Below are 16,678 nucleotides of genomic sequence, written 5' to 3'. Positions count from 1 at the left end.
CCTGCTGCCTCCGCCTCCGCGGTTCCGCGGAGCCCGAGCCTCGACGATGCCGAAGCCACCTTCCTGGAACCGCTCGTGGATGTCGTGCTCCGGTTCCTCTGGGCGCTCGTCGGCTGCTATGTCTGGGTCGTCCTCCTCGCCAAGGGGCCGCGGCCCCGCTCGGAGAGCCGGGAGCTCGAGCCGATCGTGTGGCCGCAGGCGGACTACCCCGCTGTGGGACTGCCGGCCATCGGACTGTCGAGCGCCGGCAGCATCCGCCGACCCGTGAGCCCCGACTTCGACCAGACGAGCGCTCGCCCGTAGGTCGCTCGGCCTGCGCGTGCCGTGTTGTCGGACGGATCGCGGAACGCGCAGTCGCGCGGCGCCCACAGCCGGTCGATGGGTCCTGGAGCAGACCCGCCCGGATCGACCCGGGTCGGACCGGATCAGCACGGATCGCTTGGCCCGCCGAGCCGGGTCTGCGAGGCTGGCGGGATGACTGATGCAACGGAGACTGCAGCCAAGACGGATCTGACGCGGTACCTGGTGTCGGGTCGGGAAGCATTGATCTGGAAGCTCGACGGGCTCAGCGAGTACGACGTGCGGCGCCCGCTCGTGCCGACCGGCACCAACCTGCTCGGACTCGTCAAGCACATGGCCGGCGTCGAGGCCGGGTATCTCGGGCTCGTCTTCGGCCGGCCCTTCCCGGAACCGCTGCCGTGGACGGCGGACGACGTCGAGTTCAACGCGGACATGTGGGCGAAGCCGGACGAGTCCCGCGAGTCGCTCATCACCCTCTACCGCCGGGTCGGGGCGCACTCGAGCGCGACGATCGAGGCGCTCACGCTCGACACCATCGGCCGGGTGCCGTGGTGGACGGGCGATCGGAGCGCGGCGAGCCTGCACGAGATCCTCGTGCACCTCATCGCGGAGACGCACCGGCACGCCGGGCACGCCGACCTCGTCCGAGAGCTCATCGACGGGGAGGTCGGACTCCGGCAGGGCAACGACAATATGCCGCCGGCCGACCGCGCCTGGTGGGAGGGCTACCGGGAACGCGTCGAGGCGGCCGCGCAGGAGTCTGCGGAGCGCTGACCGTCGCCGGTGCGACTCAGCGCGAGATGACAGTGCCGCCGAGCGAGGCGATCGCCCGCAGCAGGCGCGGGCCGGCAGCGAACCAGGCCACGATCATCACGACGACCGAGGCCGCGAAGATCCAGAATCCGGTCCAGCCGTCGTCGCTCTGCACGGCGTACATGTGGTTGAGGTTGCGCAGCGCCCCGGTCGCGAAGACCAGGGTCACGTGCACGACGACGAAGATCAGGAAGACGATCATCACGCCGACGTGGACCGCCTTGGTCGGGCGGAGCGGGACGAGTTCGCTCAGCCGGCGTGACGTCCAGAGCGGCGAGAGGCGGATGCCGGTGGCCAGCGCGAGCGGAGCGGCCACGAACACGATGGTGAAGTAGCTCAGGGTCTGGAGGGCGTTGTAGTTCACCCAGCCGTCGGAGACCGGCCAGCCCAGCGAGACGTACTGGAGCGCGGCCGACACGGCGTTGGGAATGATGTCCCAGCTGACCGGAACGATGCGCACCCACTGGCCGGTGACGAAGAGCAGCACGTAGAAGAGGAGCCCGTTGAGCACCCAGAGCACGTCGACCGAGAGGTGCAGCCAGACGTTGATGCCCATCCGGGTGGGCGCTTGTTTCGTGCGTATCAGCCCGGTATTGCGCCGGGTCCAGAACATGGTCGGCCGCCCGGCGCTGCGGACCTGCCAGCCCGAACGCACGATGAAGAGGAGGAAGAAGACGTTGAGCCCATGCTGCCAGGCCAGCCAGGCCGGGAAGCCGACGGGCGCCCCGGACGGCAGCTGCGACGTTCCCGGGAAGTCGGTCAGGAAGGATTGCACGGCCGGCAGCGAGCGGAGGCCCTTGGCGGCGAGCACGGCGGCGGCGAGCAGGCCGATCGCGAGGATGATGGCCACGGCGAGCCTGAACCAGGCGGTTCGACCGAAGCCGAGCAGTCCGGAGCGCTCTGCTGTCACCGGTCTCCCTCCCGGGCGATGGCGTCGTGCGGCATGGGCGTGCATCCCTCTGGTCTGGCGGCGTCGGTCGACGCGATGGCGCGTTCGAGCGCGACTATGCAATCATCGACCATTTCACGCCCGGCGTCTGCCTGCAGTGTCAAACTACGACATCTTGGCGACGGCTGCGTGCACCTGGTCACCCGGGGCGGTTCAGTTTCCCGTCGAGCCAGAGCGTGTCGGACGCATCGCTGTGCGTGGTTCCGGTCCCGACGTGCTTGGCGTCGATCTTCTCGCCGTTCTTGATGACGTGTACGAGGGCCATCGCGTGACCTCGGCCCAGGTCGAAGTCCGCCTTCAGCCAGTCGACGATCACGCCGGCCTTCGTGGACGGGTCGTCGAACCCCTTCTCGTGGGCGAGGGTGATGAACTCACGCGGGGTCAGGCCAGTCTTGTCTTCGATGTTGTCGAGGTAGGCCTGAAATGACATCTCTGCTCCTTCGCTGGTGGAATCCGGAATCTCGGGCCGGTCCATCAAACCGCCTTCGGGAGCGGGTCGCAATCGTTTGGACCGGAGACGTCCCACATTCGCGATCCGCTGTCCAGAGATGCGTGTCGGACGCGTGCTAGCGTCGGCGAGATGACGGCTCCCCAAATCACCCTTGGCGCGATCAACGTCGAGGCACATGACCCGACTGCGCTTGCCGATTTCTGGGCGTCGGTCACCGGAGCGACACCCTCACCCGGCGGCGATAGCGTCTACCTGCCGCCGGCCGGCGCGAACGGTTTCGGGATGTTCTTCCGGCCTTGTGACTCCCCCCATCCGAATCGCCGCGGCGCCCACCTGGACCTCACCGTCCCGTGGGGGTCACGACGTGCTGAGGTCGAACGTCTCCTCGGCCTGGGCGCCGTCTACCAGTGGGACGTCCTGGACGAGTTCCCACACGTGCAGTGGACCACACTGGCGGACCCGGAAGGCAACCTCTTCTGTCTGGCCGAGCATCCGCCCGCGGAGGGATCAACTCAGGACCAGTGACGTCAAGATTCTGCACGCTGGTAGCCCTGAACGCTGCACTGGCGGCACTGTGCGCAATCGGGCTGGTCACCGAATAAGAATTTCGGACGCCCTTGGGGGCTAGTCCAATGGGATGCCCGGGTCCCGGACGATATCTTCGACAGGGATGCTCGGCTCGCCGGCTTCCAGCTCCGCGAGCGGATGAGCGGCCGTTACGTCCTCGGTACCGTCAGCCAGGGCGCGCGTGGACACCGCCGGGTCCAGCGGCACCACGCCAGTCAAGTACTCCTCAAGGTCCGCGATTTCCCGTGCGAGTGCGTCGCCGCGACGGTACATGCGCAACGGTGTCGAGATGACGTGCCGCGCTGCGATCTCTGAGCAACCCAGAAGGCGACGGACTCGCTCCGCGGCGTCATCGTCACTCGACGCAGCAACGACGGCCCGAGAAACCTCCTCGATGCGGTTCCGGGCCGCGAGTAGCGTCCTCAATCTCTCCAGCCGATCTACCTCCCGGGCGTGTTCCTCTGCGTTCATGTGAGTCAGCGTAGCCACCCCGAATGACACACTGGCCTCGTGGTCACCGAACACGCCTTACTGCCCGTCATCGCCGGACGAGAAGTTGAATTCGAGCGAGCCTTCACCCTGGCTCGCCCGATCATCGCCTCCATGCCCGGATGCCTCAGCGTGTCGTTGTCGCGGTCTATCGAGTCGCAGAGCACGTACCTACTGCTGGTCGAGTGGGAGGATCTACTCGACCACACGATCGGGTTCCGGCAGTCGCCGCAGTACCGGGATAGGCGAGATTCTCGGCGAGACAACCGCCCATCATGACCGGATCGGCGTGGATCCCAGTGTTTTCAAGGGGTGTGGGGCCGGCCACGGGACTTGAACCCGTAACCCCCACTTTACAAGAGTGGTGCGCTACCAATTGCGCCAGGCCGGCATGAGGCGGATTCCCGCCTCGGTCCCCCATCCTAAATGACGAACGGGGTCCGCGGGGCCAGACCGGCAGCATCCGCCGACCGGGAGCCCGCTGCGGACGAAAGCTGCGGACGAAAGCTGCGGACCCGTCGAGGATCAGCCCGCCGGTGTCGGCGTGGGCGTCGGCGTCGACGTCGAGTAGGTCTCTCCGGCGGACTGCAGCACGAATGCGGCGAATTCCTTGGGGTCATCGAGGGCGCCCGAGTACTGCTTACCGTTCACGAGCACGGTCGGAGTGCCGGTCACGGCCTCGACCGTGGTGTTGGGCAGCGGCCCGGACAACGCCCGGTTGGTCGCGGCGACGACCCAGGCCTTGTAGCGCACGTCGGTGATGCAGGTGTTGATCTCCGAGACGGATGACGCGACTCCGGAGCTCGTCACGAGCCCCATGATCGCGGCGTCGTCCAGCCCTGCGGTGCCTTCCTTCGGCTGGTTCGCGAAGAGTGCGGCATTGAAGGTGAAGAAGTCACTAGGGGAATAGTTGGCGACGCACGCGGCAGCGTTCGCCGAGCGGAGCGAGTACTGGGTTCCAGCTGACTTGCTGGTCAGGATGGAGATCGGGTGGATCTCGACCGTTGCGGCACCCGAGGTGACCCACTTCACGATCTGGTCGCTGTTGGTCGTTTCGAACTGGCCGCAGAACGGGCACAGGTAGTCGACGTACACGCGGATGTCGGCGACGGTTCCGGTCGCATCCGGCGTGGACGGCACGGCGTCGGCGCCGGCCTTGAGGGCCGTGGTCTCGGTGACCTTCATGCCCTCGCCGATGAGAACGCCGTCACTGGCCATGTTCGCGGGGCCGGGGCCTGCGGGGCGGATCGAATTCATGACGACGAGTGCGATGACTGCGACGATCGCGAGTGCGACAACCAGGATGCCGCCCTGCAGCAGGAACCGGTTGCGACGGTTCTTCTTCTTCTGCTCGACACGCAGCTGGGTAGCCTTCGTGCGGACCGCGTCGCGTCGCTTATTTCGGGAAGGTCGACTCTCGCCAGATCCGCCAATAGTCATGAATGCTCGCTTCGGGTAGGTCTTTGGATCGACATTTCCTATGTAAATGCCCTCCAAATAATAGGACTCCAGTCTGGGAAATGACCAGACAGGGGCTGCCTTGCGACGCATCCGCTGGGCAAAACCGCCGCAGACCCCCTGTTCGGGCGTGTCATACTGGAACAGTCGGATCCTGCCATGATGCGCAGGCCGACAATAAATCCCATCACTACGGATCGTCCGGCACGTACCTGCCGGTGAAGGAGAATACCGAAAATGGCTTCAGTCACCTTTGACAAAGCAACCCGTCTCTACCCGGGTTCCACCCGCCCCGCGGTCGACCACCTCGACCTGTCGGTTGCCGATGGTGAATTCCTCGTCCTCGTCGGTCCCTCCGGCTGTGGAAAGTCAACGTCCCTGCGCATGCTCGCCGGCCTCGAAGAGGTCAACGACGGCAACATCTTCATCGGTGAGCGCAATGTGACGGACGTTCCCCCGAAGGACCGCGACATCGCGATGGTCTTCCAGAACTACGCGCTGTACCCGCACATGACGGTCGCCGAGAACATGGGCTTTGCGCTCAAGATCGCCGGCGTCAACAAGGACGAGCGCGCCGCCCGCGTTCTCGAAGCCGCCAAGCTGCTCGACCTCGAGCCCTACCTCAGCCGCAAGCCGAAGGCCCTCTCGGGTGGCCAGCGTCAGCGCGTCGCCATGGGCCGTGCCATCGTGCGTCAGCCCCAGGTGTTCCTCATGGACGAGCCGCTGTCGAACCTCGACGCCAAGCTCCGCGTGCAGACCCGCACCCAGATCGCCTCGCTGCAGCGTCGCCTCGGCGTCACGACCGTCTACGTCACCCACGACCAGACCGAAGCCCTCACCATGGGTGACCGCATCGCGGTGCTCAAGGACGGCGTGCTCCAGCAGGTCGGCACCCCGCGCGACCTGTACGCCAAGCCGAACAACGTCTTCGTCGCCGGATTCATCGGCAGCCCGGCCATGAACCTCTTCCTCGCGGACACCGTCGAGGGTGGCATCAAGTTCGGCACCGCCACGATCCCCGTCGCCCGCGAGATCATCGCCGGCGCGACCGGCCCGAAGGTCACCATCGGTGTCCGCCCCGAGGACATCCACCTCTCGACCACCCACGGCGAGGGCCTCGAGGTGAGCGTCGACCTGGTCGAAGAGCTCGGCGCCGACGGTTACCTCTACGGTCACTCCACAGTCGAGGGCAAGCGCACCGACATCGTCGCCCGCGTCGACGGCCGTTCACACCCGAACGCCGGAGAGACGGTCTACCTGACGCCGACCGCGCACCACCTGCACGTCTTCGACGCCGAGAGCGGCCTCCGCCTCGGTGGAGCCGTCGCCGACTAGTCGACAACGATTCACAAGAACGGCCGGGCGGATTCATTCCGCCCGGCCGTTCTGCGTCCCGTGCCCAGCGTGACAGTGACGAGCCACAATTGCCTCGGTGAAGCGGATGCCTCGACCCGGGACAGCCCCTGTCCGCGGGGCATCCGGCACCGGCCGCCAACCCGCACCGGTAGGCTCAATCCATGAGCGGTTCTGTCAATATCACCTCGGCCACGGCCGACCCGGCCCTCCTCGACCTGCCCTGGCACCTGCCGCTGGATGCCTGGCCGAACGAGAACATCGCCGCCCTGCCGAAGGGCCTGTCCCGTCACCTCGTACGGTTCGCGCACCTCAGCGGTCGCGTCGTCGCGATCAAGGAAACCACGAGCGAGATGGCCAAGCGCGAGTACGAAATGCTCCGCACCCTCCAGGGACTCGAAATCCCCTGCGTCGAGCCGCTCGCCGTGATCACGAACCGCACCAACGAAGACGGCGAGCCGCTGAACTCGGTCCTCGTCACCCGGCACCTCAAGTTCTCACTCCCCTACCGCGCCCTGTACTCGCAGACGCTGCGACCGACGACCGCGACCCGCCTCGTTGACGCCCTCGCCCTCCTGCTCGTGCGCGTGCACATGGCCGGCCTGTTCTGGGGCGACGTCTCGCTCTCGAACACGCTCTTCCGCCGCGACGCGGGCGCCTTCGCCGCCTATCTCGTCGACGCGGAGACCGGGCAGCTCTACCCGGGCGGCCTGTCCAAGGGCCAGCGCGAGAACGACCTCGAGATCGCCAGGGTCAACATCGCCGGCGAACTGATGGACCTCGAGGCCGGCGGCCGCGCCGCTGACGAACTCGACCCGATCCGGGTCAGCAACGGCATCGTGAACGCCTACCGGCTGCTCTGGACCGAGCTGACCGGCTCCGAATCCTTCGCGAGTTCCGAGCGCTGGCGCATCACCGAACGCGTCGAGCGCCTGAACGACCTCGGCTTCGACATCGAGGAACTCGCCATCAAGACTGATGCGACAGGCTCGACCGTGCGCATCCAGCCCAAGGTCGTGGACGCGGGGCACCACCAGCGCCGCCTGCTGCGGCTGACCGGCCTCGACGCCGAGGAGAACCAGGCCCGGCGCCTGCTCAACGACCTCGACGCCTATCGCCTCGCATACGGCGACCCGGCGAGCGACGAAGAAGCCCTCGCCCACGAGTGGGTCGTCCGGGTCTTCGAACCCGTCATCCGCGCGATTCCGCGCGACCTCAAGGGCAAGCTCGAGCCGGCAGAGGTGTTCCACCAGCTGCTCGACCACCGCTGGTACATGGCCCAGAACCAGTCCAGGGACATCCCGCTCGCCGAAGCGGTCACGTCCTACGTGCAGGATGTCCTGCGTCACCGCCGCGACGAGGCGACCGTGATCGAACCCGCGACCGGGTCCATCACGCTTCCGATCGACGTCACGAACGACGACGTCGCCGCAGGCGCCGGCGACACCAGCGCTGACGACGCCCAGGACTGGCGCCTCAAGGTCTAAACGTCCGGTCGGGCGACGTCCGGATGCCGCGGTCCGCGGCATCCTCCGTCATGGCGAACCCTGACCCGGTGACGGGTCAGGCGGTGGCGGCTGCCTTGGCGGCGGCGAGCTTGACGGCCTTCGCGACCTTCGCTGCCGCGCGCAGGCGGGAGATCTCGTAAAGCGTGACGCTCGCGGCGATGCCGGCGTTGAGGGACTCGGTGCTCGCGCTGATCGGGATCGAGACGATCGCGTCGCAGGTTTCGGTGACGAGGCGCGACAGGCCCTTGCCCTCGCTGCCGACGACGACGACGATCGGGCGCTCCGCGAAGCCGAGGCCGAGCTCGGGCAGCGAGGTGTCCCCGCCGCCGTCGAGGCCGATCACAAGCACACCGACCTCCTTGAGCGACTTGAGCGTCTGGGTGAGGTTGCTCGCCATGGCGACGGGCGTGCGCGCCGCCGCACCGGCGGAGGTCTTCCACGCGGAAGCCGTGACGCCGACCGACCGGCGCTGGGGCACGATCACGCCGTGGCCGCCGAATGCCGCGGTCGAACGGATGATGGCGCCCAGGTTGCGGGGATCGGTGATGCCGTCGAGGGCGACGAACAACGGCTTGAAGCCGCGGCTGATCGTGAGCTCGAGGAGCTCCATCGGGTGCGCGTACTCGTACGCGGGCACCTTGAGCGCGAGGCCCTGGTGCACGGCGTCGCGGCCGGCGAGGCGGTCGAGTTCCGGGCGCATCACTTCGAGCACGGGGATGCCGCGGCCCGTCGCGAGGGTCAGGACCTCCTTGACCCGGTCATCCATTTCAATGCGGGTTGCGATGTACAGGGTGCTCGCGGGGATCTTCGCGCGCAGGGCCTCGAGCACCGAGTTGCGCCCGGTGACGATCTCATGCTCGTCGATCGACTTCGCCTTGCGGGTGGAGGTGCCACCGCCGCCGGAGTTGGCGGTGGAGCGCTGCCCGCCCTGCGAACCCGTCGTGGGGCGGCTGCGGCCACCGCCGGCCGCTGCGAAGCGGTCCTGGGCGGCCTTGCGCTTCCCGGCGGGGTGGTACGGACGGTCTTCGGCCTTGGGCGTGGGCTTCTTACCCTCGAGGGCCTGGCGGCCCTGTCCGCCGGAGCCGACCTGGGGGCCGCGGCTGCCCTTGCGCACGGACCCGGTGCGAGCCTTGCGGTCTGTGTTCTTCATCAGTCAAAACTCCAATGCGCACCCGAGGGGGTGTCTTCGATGGTAATTCCGGCGGCGACGAGCTCGTCCCGGATACGGTCTGCGGCCTTGTAGTCGCGGCTTTCCCTGGCGGTCTCCCGGTCGGAGAGCAGGCGCTCGACGAGGGCGGTGAGTGCGACCATGGCTGGTTCGTCCGTCGCGACGGCCCAGCCGGGCGACAGGGGGTTGATGCCGAGGACCTCGCTCATGGCGAGCACCTGGCCACGGGCGGCGGCGGCGGCGCGCAAGTCTTCGGCGTCGAGCGCCGCGTTGCCGGTGCGCACGGTCTCGTGCAACACGGCGAGGGCCTGGGGCACGGCGAGGTCGTCGTCCATGGCGACCGCGAACTCGTCGGGGACGAGCTCGACGCCGCTCGAGGCGAAACGCGTCTCGGCGAGGCGGCGGTCGGCCCTGTCGAGGAAGCTCTCGATGCGTTCGAGGGCGGCTTCGGCCTCGGCAAGGGAGTGGTCGGTGTAGTCGATCGTGGAGCGGTAGTGCGCGGCTCCGAGGTAGTAGCGCACGACGATGGCCCTGGCCTGATCGAGCAGCTCGGCAGCAAAGACGGAGTTGCCGAGGGACTTGGACATCTTCTGGCCGTGCACGTGCACGAGACCGTTGTGCATCCAGTACTTCGCGAACGCGTCGCCGGCCGCCGTTGACTGGGCGAGTTCGTTCTCGTGGTGCGGGAACCGCAGGTCGAGGCCGCCGCCGTGGATGTCGAAGCCCGCGCCGAGGTAGCGGCTCGCCATCGCGGAGCACTCGATGTGCCAGCCGGGCCGGCCTGGTCCCCAGGGGGATGGCCAGGACGCCGAGGCCGGTTCGTCGGCCTTGTGACCCTTCCAGAGGGCGAAGTCGCGCGGGTCGTTCTTGCCACGCGGGTCGGCGTCCGCCGCCGCTTCCATGTCGCCGCGACCCTGGCGGGTGAGCGCCCCGTACTCCGCCCAGCTGTTGGTGTCGAAGTAGACGTCGCCGGAGCCGTCGGCCGCCGGGTACGCGTGGCCGCGGTCGATCAGTCGGGTGATCAGGTCCTGCATCTGCTGGATGCTCGCGGTCGCACGTGGCTCGTACGTGGGGGCGAGGATGCCGAGACGCTGGTACCCGGCCGTGAACTCGAGTTCGTAGCGGTAGGCGAGCGCCCACCACTGCTCTGCGGTGCCTGCCGCGTTGGCGAGGATCTTGTCGTCGATGTCGGTGACATTGCGGATGAACGTGACGTCGAAGCCGCGGTAGGTGAGCCAGCGCCGAAGCTGGTCGTAGACCAGGGCGCTGCGCAGGTGGCCGATGTGCGGAGAGGACTGCACGGTCGGCCCGCACACGTAGATTCCGACCGCACCGGGGGTCGTCGGGATGAAGTCACGCAAGGCCTGGGCCCGGGAATCGTACAGTTGGATCGTCACACGTCCCAGCTTAGAACAGGGCCGGTTTCCGGCAGCGGGATGAGGGGCACGATGAGGGCCGTCGCGACGGCCGCGATGCCCTCGCCGCGCCCGGTGAAACCGAGCCGGTCCGTCGTCGTTGCGGACACGCTGACCGGCGCGGACAGGATCCCGCTGAGGTATTCCTCGGCCTCGAGTCGGCGCGGGCCGACCTTCGGGCGATTGCCGATGATCTGGACGGTGACGTTGCCGACCCGGAACCCGGCCGCGGTGACCCGGCGGAGGGTTTCGCGGAGGAACACGTCGCCGTGCGCACCTTCGAGACGCGGGTCGGCCACGCCGAAGACACCGCCGACGTCGCCGAGGCCGGCCGCGGACAAGAGCGCGTCGCAGATGGCGTGCACGGCGGCGTCGCCGTCGCTGTGCCCGGAGAGGCCGCGCTCCCCCCGCCAGTGCAGGCCGGCGAGCCAGAGCGGCGCGGCATCGTCGTACCCGTGCACGTCGAGGCCCGAACCGATCCGCGGTGACGGCGCCTCGGCCTGCTGGCCGACCGCGGCGGCATCCGTGCGGGCACGCTCGTCGAGGAGGGCCTCGGCCCGGTGCAGGTCCCACGGGGTCGTGATCTTGAACGCGAGCGGGTCTCCGGGGATGACCCCGACCGGATGTCCGGCGGCCGCGACGATTTCGGCGTCGTCGGTGGGGGTGCTCGCGGGGTCTGCGGCGCTCATGGCGGCGAGCAGCACGCCCCGGGGAAAGCCCTGCGGCGTCTGCACGGCCGAGAGGGCCGAACGGTCGACCGTCGCGCGGATGGTGCCCTCGGCGTCGACGTGCTTGATGGTGTCGACGAGGGCGAGACCGGGGACGATGCCGTGCCCGGTCGACCGCACAGCGGCGACGACGGCGTCGCACAGTCCGGCGGGGGTGAGGGCGCGGGCGGCATCGTGCACGAGGACGGTCTCGACGCCCGGGCGCAGCACGGCGAGGCCCCGGTTGACGGAGTCGGCACGGGTGGGGCCGCCCACCACGACGTCGACGTACGACGCGGCAGCCCTGGCGGCGGATGCCGCGATCACCCCGGCCTCCGAGAGGTGACTGTCCGGCGCCACGACGATCACCTGGGCGGGTTCGACCATTCCGAACACGGAACCGAGCGCCCGCTCGAGGAGCGTGCGGCCCCTGAGCAGGACGAACGCCTTCGGCTCCGTCGCTCCGAGCCGGGCGCCACTGCCCGCGGCGACGACGATGACCGCGACCGCGGGGGCTGCGTATTCAGTCATGTCTGGAGGCTATCTGTTGGAGGGCGGATGCTGCGGGATAGTTCGCACCGGAACGTTCACACCGGAACGTGCGAAAGGCGGCACCTCGCGGCGCCGCCTTTCAGCGTGTGAAGAAAGTCAGGGTGGGTCAGGAAGCCAGAACCTCGTCGAGGACCGTTGAGGCCTTCTCTTCGTCGGTCTTTTCGGCGAGGGCCAGCTCGCTGATCAGGATCTGACGGGCCTTGGCGAGCATCCGCTTCTCACCGGCGGACAGGCCGCGGTCCTGGTCGCGGCGCCACAGGTCGCGAACGACCTCTGACACCTTGATGACATCGCCGGAGGCGAGCTTTTCGAGGTTGGCCTTGTACCGGCGGGACCAGTTGGTTGGCTCCTCGGTGAACGGGGCGCGCAGCACCTCGAACACCTTGTCGAGGCCCTCACGACCGATCACGTCGCGCACGCCGACGAGGTCGACGTTCTCGGCGGGAACCTCGATGGTGAGGTCGCCCTGAGTGACGTTGAGCTTCAGGTACAGTTTTTCCTCACCCTTGATGATCCGCGTTTTCACTTCCGTGATTGTCGCGGCACCGTGGTGGGGATAAACGACGGTTTCGCCTACTTCAAAAAGCATGTATGGATATCCCTTCAGCAACGTCTAGGATACCACAGCGAGGGGTGGTAGGGTTTGCGACCCTGACCGGGGCATGGGCCGGCGGGGCCACGAGGCCGGCCTCCCCGATACGCTAGGCTCGAAGCGAAATCTGCGGCGTTCGCGCCTTCAGGCGCACCGTCGAACTGTTGGAGGTCTTGTGAGGGCTCGAGTCTTGCTGTCCGTGTTGCTGACGGCCGGTATCCTGCTGGGTACCAGTGGATGCAACCTGCTGGCCCCGCAGTCAACGACCAAACACTACGACGCGAGCGACGGGGTCAGCGGCAACGTCGGCGACCTGCAGGTCCGCAACGCGATCGTGCTCTCGACGGACGGAAAGACCGGGAGCCTCCTCGTCACCGTGGTCAACCCGAGCGATTCAGCGCACAGCCTGTCCGTGCAGTACACGGCCACGACCGGCAAGGTCACCCAGCAGCTCACCCTGAAGCCGCAGTCGAGCACCGCGATCGGTGCGACCGGCGGCCCCGTGATCACGCTCGAGAACATCGACGCCCCGCTCGGCTCGCTGTTCCCCGTCTACTTCCAGTACGGCACCGAGACCGGCCTCCAGTTGCTCACGCCGGTACTCGACGGCACGCTCCCCCAGTACTCGACCCTGCTGCCGACCACGGCGCCGTAGCGCCCGGCAGACGCAGTTCCGGCCAGACCGGGTCAGGCCGGAACTGGTCGAGCCCGACCGGTTCGAACCAGACCGGTTCGAACCAGACCGGGTCGAGTTAGGCCGGGTCCGGCGTCGAAGCGGACCGGGTCAGGCCTCGAAGCGGTAGCCGAGGCCACGCACGGTGACGAGCATGGTCGGCTCTGACGGCGTCGCCTCGATGCGCGAGCGGATCCGCTTGATGTGGACGTCGAGGGTCTTTGTGTCGCCGAAGTAGTCGGTGCCCCAGACCCGGTCGATCAGTTGGCCGCGGGTCAACACCCGGCCGGCGTTCCGCAGCAGGAACTCGAGAAGCTCGAACTCCTTGAGCGGCATGTTCACTACGGTGCCGCTCACTGCGACCGTGTGGCGTTCGATGTCCATCCGGACGGTGCCCGCCGTGAGCATGTTCTCGTCGTCCTCGGTCTGGTCGGTGCGCCTACGTGACACCGCACGGATGCGCGCGAGCAGTTCCCTGGTCGAGTACGGCTTGGTCACGTAGTCGTCCGCGCCGAGTTCGAGTCCGACGACGATGTCGACCTCGGAGTCCTTCGCGGTGAGCATGATGATCGGGACCTGGGAGCGGGTGCGGATCTCGCGGCACACTTCGGTTCCGGGGATGCCGGGGAGCATCAGGTCCAGCAGGATCAGGTCGGGTCCGATCCGGTCGAATTCGCTGATGGCGCTCGGCCCGTCCTCGGCGACGGTGACCTCGTAGCCTTCGCGTTCGAGCAGGAAGCTCAACGGCTCGCTCAGCGCTTGTTCGTCCTCAACCAAAAGAATGTGGGTCACGGGGTCTCTCCTGTTGTGGCCAGGGCGATGTGACTCGCCTCAGGCAGCCGGATGGTGAACGTCGAACCGCTGCCCGGTTGGGACCAGACGCGGATGTCGCCGCCGTGGATCTGCACGATGTGCTTCACGATGGAGAGGCCGAGGCCCGTTCCACCGGTGTGACGGGACCTAGCCTGGTCGACCCGGAAGAATCGTTCGAAGATGCGGTCGAGGTCGGCCTCCTGGATGCCGACGCCCTGGTCGGTCACCGTCACCTCGACGACGCCGTCGTGGTGACGCACTCCCACACCCACCCGGGATCCCTCAGCGGAGTAGTGCACCGCGTTGGCGACCAGGTTGTGCACGGCCATCACGAGGAGGCGTTCATCGCCCGTGACGAGGGCACCGGAGGGCTGGCCGACGGCGAGCGTGATGCGTGCGGCATCCGCAACGACCCTGCTCTGGTCGACGGCAGCCGCGACGACGTCGTCGATCGGGAGGTCTTCCGGCTCGGACAGGGAGTCCTGTGCCTGGAGCCGGGAGAGCTCGATGATCTCCTGCGTCAGCCGGGTCAGGCGCCCGGACTCCGTCGTGAGCCTGCTGGCGAACCTGCGCACCTGCACCGGCTCGTCGGCGGCCTGGTTGAGCGCCTCGGCGAGCAGGCCGACGGCGGCGATCGGGGTCTTGAGTTCGTGGCTGATGTTGGCCACGAAGTCGCGGCGCACCTCGTCGAGGCGGAAGGCCTCCGTGCGGTCTTCGGCGAGCAGCAGCACGTAGCGGGTGCCGAGCGTGGCCAGGCGCACGCGCACCCGCATGCTCGCGTCGCCGAACGGCCCGCGGGAGAGGATCAGGTCTTCGGCGATCGGTTCCCCGGAGCGCCGCACCTTACCGGCGAGCTCGAGGAGTTCCGGGTGCACGATCTGCCGGTTCCAGACCATCCCCATCGACACGGCGGCCGGGGATGTCTTCATCACATTGTTGGAGGGGTCGAGCACGACGGCCGCGGTGTCAAGTGCGTCGAGGACCTGGTCGATGCCGTCCGGCACGGCCGGGTTGACCACCTCGGAGGCGCGACGGCCGTGGCGTTCCGCGATCTGGAGCAGGCTGATGAACCCGGCACCGACCATGAGGCCCAGTGCCAGAGACACCAGCACGAGCCACGATGATTCCATTCCACCAGATTACTGACACAAAAAAGCGGAACGAACCGTGCCGGGCCGCTGGGCGGCTACTTTAGGTAGTATTCAACACTCCGGCACCTGCCGTTAACCTCTGTCGACAAAGATTCGCTGGGGGCCAGGTGGTTTCCACGTTTCTGCGCGTATCGCGCGCCCAGGAAGGAACACAGACGTATGCGTGAAGTATTCCAGCAGGAGCTCGCCGAGGTTCAGGACCGCCTCGTCGAGATCTCCCGTCTCGTCGGCATCTCGATCGCGAAGTCGACCAGGGCTTTCAACGAGTCCGACGTCAACCTCGCCGAAGAGGCCATCAGCGAAGACGACAAGATCGACGAACTCACCATCGAGCTCGACGAACTCGCCATCACGATCCTGGCGCGCCAGCAGCCGGTCGCCCGCGACCTGCGCATCGTGGTGAGCGCCCTCCGGATCAGTTCGTCCCTCGAGCGGATGGGCGACCTCTCCACCCACATCGCGCAGCTCGCCCGCTACCGCTTCCCCGACAAGGTCGTTCCGCAGAGCCTGCGGGGCACCTTCGGCGAGATGGGCGCCCTGCTCGTGACCATTTCGACGATGCTCACCGAGTTGCTCACCACCCAGGACGTCAAGCTCGCCGAGGTCATCCGCAACGAAGACGACAAGGTCGACGCCCTGCACCTGAGCGTCTTCGACGCCGTCCTCGCGGAGACCTGGAAGGGCGAGGCCGCCGACACGGTCGACTCGACCCTCGCGAGCCGGTATCACGAGCGCTTCGCCGACCACGCCGTCTCGATCGCCAAGAAGATCCAGTACCTCGGCACGGGCGCCTGGCAGCAGAGCACGACCGGCGTCCAGTAGTCCGCCCGCACCACTCGAACCGCCGCACAACCGAAACGGCCCCGGAAGCGAATGCTTCCGGGGCCGTTTTCGGTGGGGACTGTCGATAGCGGACTAATGGTGCGGGAGTGCTACTTCTTGCTGCCCTGGGCGGCGACGGCCGCGGCACCGGCGGCGGCGGCCTCGGGGTCGAGGTACTGGCCTGGACCGATCGGGACGAGGTTCTCGTCGAGGCGGTAGACGAGCGGGATTCCGGTCGGGATGTTGAGCTCGGCGATGTCCGCGTCGCTGATGTTGTCGAGGTGCTTCACGAGGGCGCGCAGCGAGTTGCCGTGGGCGGTGACGAGAACGGTCTTGCCTGCACGGAGGTCCGTCGCGATATCGGACTCCCAGTAGGGCAGCATCCGGTCGACGACGTCGCTCAGGCACTCTGTGCGGGGCAGCTCCTCGCCGAGGCCCGCGTAGCGCGGGTCGTGCGCCTGGGACCAGGGGGAATCGTCGGCGAGCACGGGCGGCGGCACGTCGAAGGAGCGGCGCCAGAGCTGGAACTGCTCCGGGCCGAACTTGGCGAGGGTCTCCGCCTTGTCGAGGCCCTGCAGGGCGCCGTAGTGGCGCTCGTTGAGGCGCCAGGAGCGCTTCACGGGGATCCAGAGGCGGTCGGCTTCCTCGAGCGCGATGTTCGCGGTCTGGATGGCGCGGCTAAGGAGTGACGTGTGCAGGACGTCGGGCAGGAGGCCGGACTCTGCGAGGAGCTCGCCGGCGCGCTTGGCCTCGGCAGCTCCCTGCTCGCTCAGGCGAACGTCTACCCAACCGGTGAAGAGGTTCTCTTGGTTCCATAGGCTCTGGCCATGGCGAAGGAGGATGAGATTGTATGACATGCCTCCAACTCTATCGAGAGCCGGGCCGGTGGTCGGTGGC

Annotated in this window: 19 protein-coding genes and 1 tRNA gene; 8 read left to right on the top strand and 12 right to left on the bottom strand. The window is 67.6% G+C overall.

Annotated features, from left to right (window positions below):
• Together QN345_RS02960 and QN345_RS02955 are read left to right on the top strand one after the other, a co-directional pair.
• A partial coding sequence (locus QN345_RS02960) for a hypothetical protein (RefSeq protein ID WP_323508441.1) occupies positions 1–303 on the top strand: 303 nt, incomplete at its 5' end.
• 171 nt (positions 304–474) lie between these two features.
• Complete coding sequence (locus QN345_RS02955) at positions 475–1,074, top strand: DinB family protein (protein ID WP_322137238.1); 600 nt, start codon at positions 475–477, stop codon at positions 1,072–1,074.
• Between the two features lie 16 nt (positions 1,075–1,090).
• On the opposite strand, the gene QN345_RS02950 is transcribed toward QN345_RS02955, so the two are convergent.
• Together QN345_RS02950 and QN345_RS02945 are read right to left on the bottom strand one after the other, a co-directional pair.
• Positions 1,091–2,023 carry a hypothetical protein gene (locus QN345_RS02950; RefSeq protein WP_322137237.1) on the bottom strand — a complete coding sequence of 311 codons (933 nt, stop codon included), beginning with the start codon at positions 2,021–2,023 and terminating at the stop codon, positions 1,091–1,093.
• A 178-nt stretch (positions 2,024–2,201) separates the two neighbouring features.
• A complete protein-coding gene (locus tag QN345_RS02945; RefSeq protein ID WP_134450042.1) occupies positions 2,202–2,492 on the bottom strand; it encodes a DUF4287 domain-containing protein in 291 nt (96 codons plus the stop codon).
• 150 nt (positions 2,493–2,642) lie between these two features.
• Here QN345_RS02945 and QN345_RS02940 point away from each other — a divergent pair, with 150 nt between their 5' ends.
• Positions 2,643–3,038: a VOC family protein gene (locus QN345_RS02940; protein ID WP_322140974.1), complete on the top strand. Its 396-nt coding sequence runs from the start codon at positions 2,643–2,645 to the stop codon at positions 3,036–3,038.
• A gap of 99 nt (positions 3,039–3,137) precedes the next feature.
• On the opposite strand, the gene QN345_RS02935 is transcribed toward QN345_RS02940, so the two are convergent.
• Entirely contained in the window at positions 3,138–3,551 is a 414-nt protein-coding gene (locus QN345_RS02935; RefSeq protein ID WP_322137235.1) for a hypothetical protein, read from the bottom strand.
• 39 nt (positions 3,552–3,590) lie between these two features.
• Here QN345_RS02935 and QN345_RS02930 point away from each other — a divergent pair, with 39 nt between their 5' ends.
• Positions 3,591–3,848 (top strand): antibiotic biosynthesis monooxygenase family protein, encoded by a 258-nt coding sequence (locus QN345_RS02930; protein ID WP_322137234.1) that lies wholly within the window; start codon positions 3,591–3,593, stop codon positions 3,846–3,848.
• Between the two features lie 36 nt (positions 3,849–3,884).
• Here the strand turns inward: QN345_RS02930 and QN345_RS02925 are convergent.
• Both QN345_RS02925 and QN345_RS02920 read right to left on the bottom strand, forming a co-directional pair.
• Positions 3,885–3,960 (bottom strand) — tRNA-Thr (locus tag QN345_RS02925).
• Positions 3,961–4,094: 134 nt separating this feature from the next.
• Positions 4,095–5,009: a DsbA family protein gene (locus QN345_RS02920; RefSeq protein ID WP_322137233.1), complete on the bottom strand. Its 915-nt coding sequence runs from the start codon at positions 5,007–5,009 to the stop codon at positions 4,095–4,097.
• A 255-nt stretch (positions 5,010–5,264) separates the two neighbouring features.
• Between QN345_RS02920 and QN345_RS02915 the strand changes: the two genes are divergently transcribed.
• Both QN345_RS02915 and QN345_RS02910 read left to right on the top strand, forming a co-directional pair.
• A complete protein-coding gene (locus QN345_RS02915) occupies positions 5,265–6,362 on the top strand; it encodes an ABC transporter ATP-binding protein (protein ID WP_134450030.1) in 1,098 nt (365 codons plus the stop codon).
• Positions 6,363–6,544: 182 nt separating this feature from the next.
• Positions 6,545–7,867 (top strand): DUF4032 domain-containing protein, encoded by a 1,323-nt coding sequence (locus QN345_RS02910; protein WP_134450029.1) that lies wholly within the window; start codon positions 6,545–6,547, stop codon positions 7,865–7,867.
• A gap of 76 nt (positions 7,868–7,943) precedes the next feature.
• Here QN345_RS02910 and rlmB read toward each other — a convergent pair whose 3' ends face one another.
• The 4 genes from rlmB to QN345_RS02890 form a co-directional block, all read right to left on the bottom strand.
• Complete coding sequence (gene rlmB, locus QN345_RS02905) at positions 7,944–9,038, bottom strand: 23S rRNA (guanosine(2251)-2'-O)-methyltransferase RlmB (RefSeq protein ID WP_134450028.1); 1,095 nt, start codon at positions 9,036–9,038, stop codon at positions 7,944–7,946.
• Positions 9,038–10,453 (bottom strand): cysteine--tRNA ligase, encoded by a 1,416-nt coding sequence (gene cysS / locus QN345_RS02900; protein ID WP_134558856.1) that lies wholly within the window; start codon positions 10,451–10,453, stop codon positions 9,038–9,040. The genes rlmB and cysS overlap by 1 nt, the downstream gene beginning before the upstream one ends.
• On the bottom strand, positions 10,450–11,709 hold the full coding sequence (gene ispD, locus QN345_RS02895; protein ID WP_322140975.1) for a 2-C-methyl-D-erythritol 4-phosphate cytidylyltransferase: 1,260 nt from the start codon (positions 11,707–11,709) through the stop codon (positions 10,450–10,452). Before ispD ends, cysS begins: the two co-directional genes overlap by 4 nt.
• Positions 11,710–11,836: 127 nt before the next feature.
• On the bottom strand, positions 11,837–12,319 hold the full coding sequence (locus tag QN345_RS02890; protein ID WP_035879449.1) for a CarD family transcriptional regulator: 483 nt from the start codon (positions 12,317–12,319) through the stop codon (positions 11,837–11,839).
• Positions 12,320–12,497: 178 nt separating this feature from the next.
• Here QN345_RS02890 and QN345_RS02885 point away from each other — a divergent pair, with 178 nt between their 5' ends.
• Positions 12,498–12,977: a hypothetical protein gene (locus tag QN345_RS02885; RefSeq protein WP_134450025.1), complete on the top strand. Its 480-nt coding sequence runs from the start codon at positions 12,498–12,500 to the stop codon at positions 12,975–12,977.
• 129 nt (positions 12,978–13,106) lie between these two features.
• Here QN345_RS02885 and QN345_RS02880 read toward each other — a convergent pair whose 3' ends face one another.
• Both QN345_RS02880 and QN345_RS02875 read right to left on the bottom strand, forming a co-directional pair.
• Positions 13,107–13,787, bottom strand: coding sequence for a response regulator transcription factor (locus tag QN345_RS02880; protein WP_134450024.1), 681 nt, complete (start codon positions 13,785–13,787; stop codon positions 13,107–13,109).
• Complete coding sequence (locus tag QN345_RS02875; RefSeq protein ID WP_322137230.1) at positions 13,784–14,938, bottom strand: sensor histidine kinase; 1,155 nt, start codon at positions 14,936–14,938, stop codon at positions 13,784–13,786. Before QN345_RS02875 ends, QN345_RS02880 begins: the two co-directional genes overlap by 4 nt.
• A 180-nt stretch (positions 14,939–15,118) precedes the next feature.
• On the opposite strand from QN345_RS02875, the gene phoU reads away from it, so the two are divergent.
• Positions 15,119–15,781 carry a phosphate signaling complex protein PhoU gene (gene phoU, locus QN345_RS02870; protein ID WP_134450022.1) on the top strand — a complete coding sequence of 221 codons (663 nt, stop codon included), beginning with the start codon at positions 15,119–15,121 and terminating at the stop codon, positions 15,779–15,781.
• A gap of 110 nt (positions 15,782–15,891) precedes the next feature.
• Here the strand turns inward: phoU and QN345_RS02865 are convergent, their stop codons facing one another.
• Positions 15,892–16,638 (bottom strand): phosphoglyceromutase, encoded by a 747-nt coding sequence (locus QN345_RS02865; RefSeq protein ID WP_322137229.1) that lies wholly within the window; start codon positions 16,636–16,638, stop codon positions 15,892–15,894.
• Positions 16,639–16,678 lie beyond the last annotated feature (40 nt).

The organism is Cryobacterium sp. 10I1, from assembly GCF_035019805.1.
In the GTDB taxonomy this organism is placed as follows: Bacteria; Actinomycetota; Actinomycetes; order Actinomycetales; family Microbacteriaceae; genus Cryobacterium; species Cryobacterium glucosi.
Note: the sequence above shows the minus strand (reverse complement) of the source record. Positions and strands in the feature narration are given on the sequence as shown.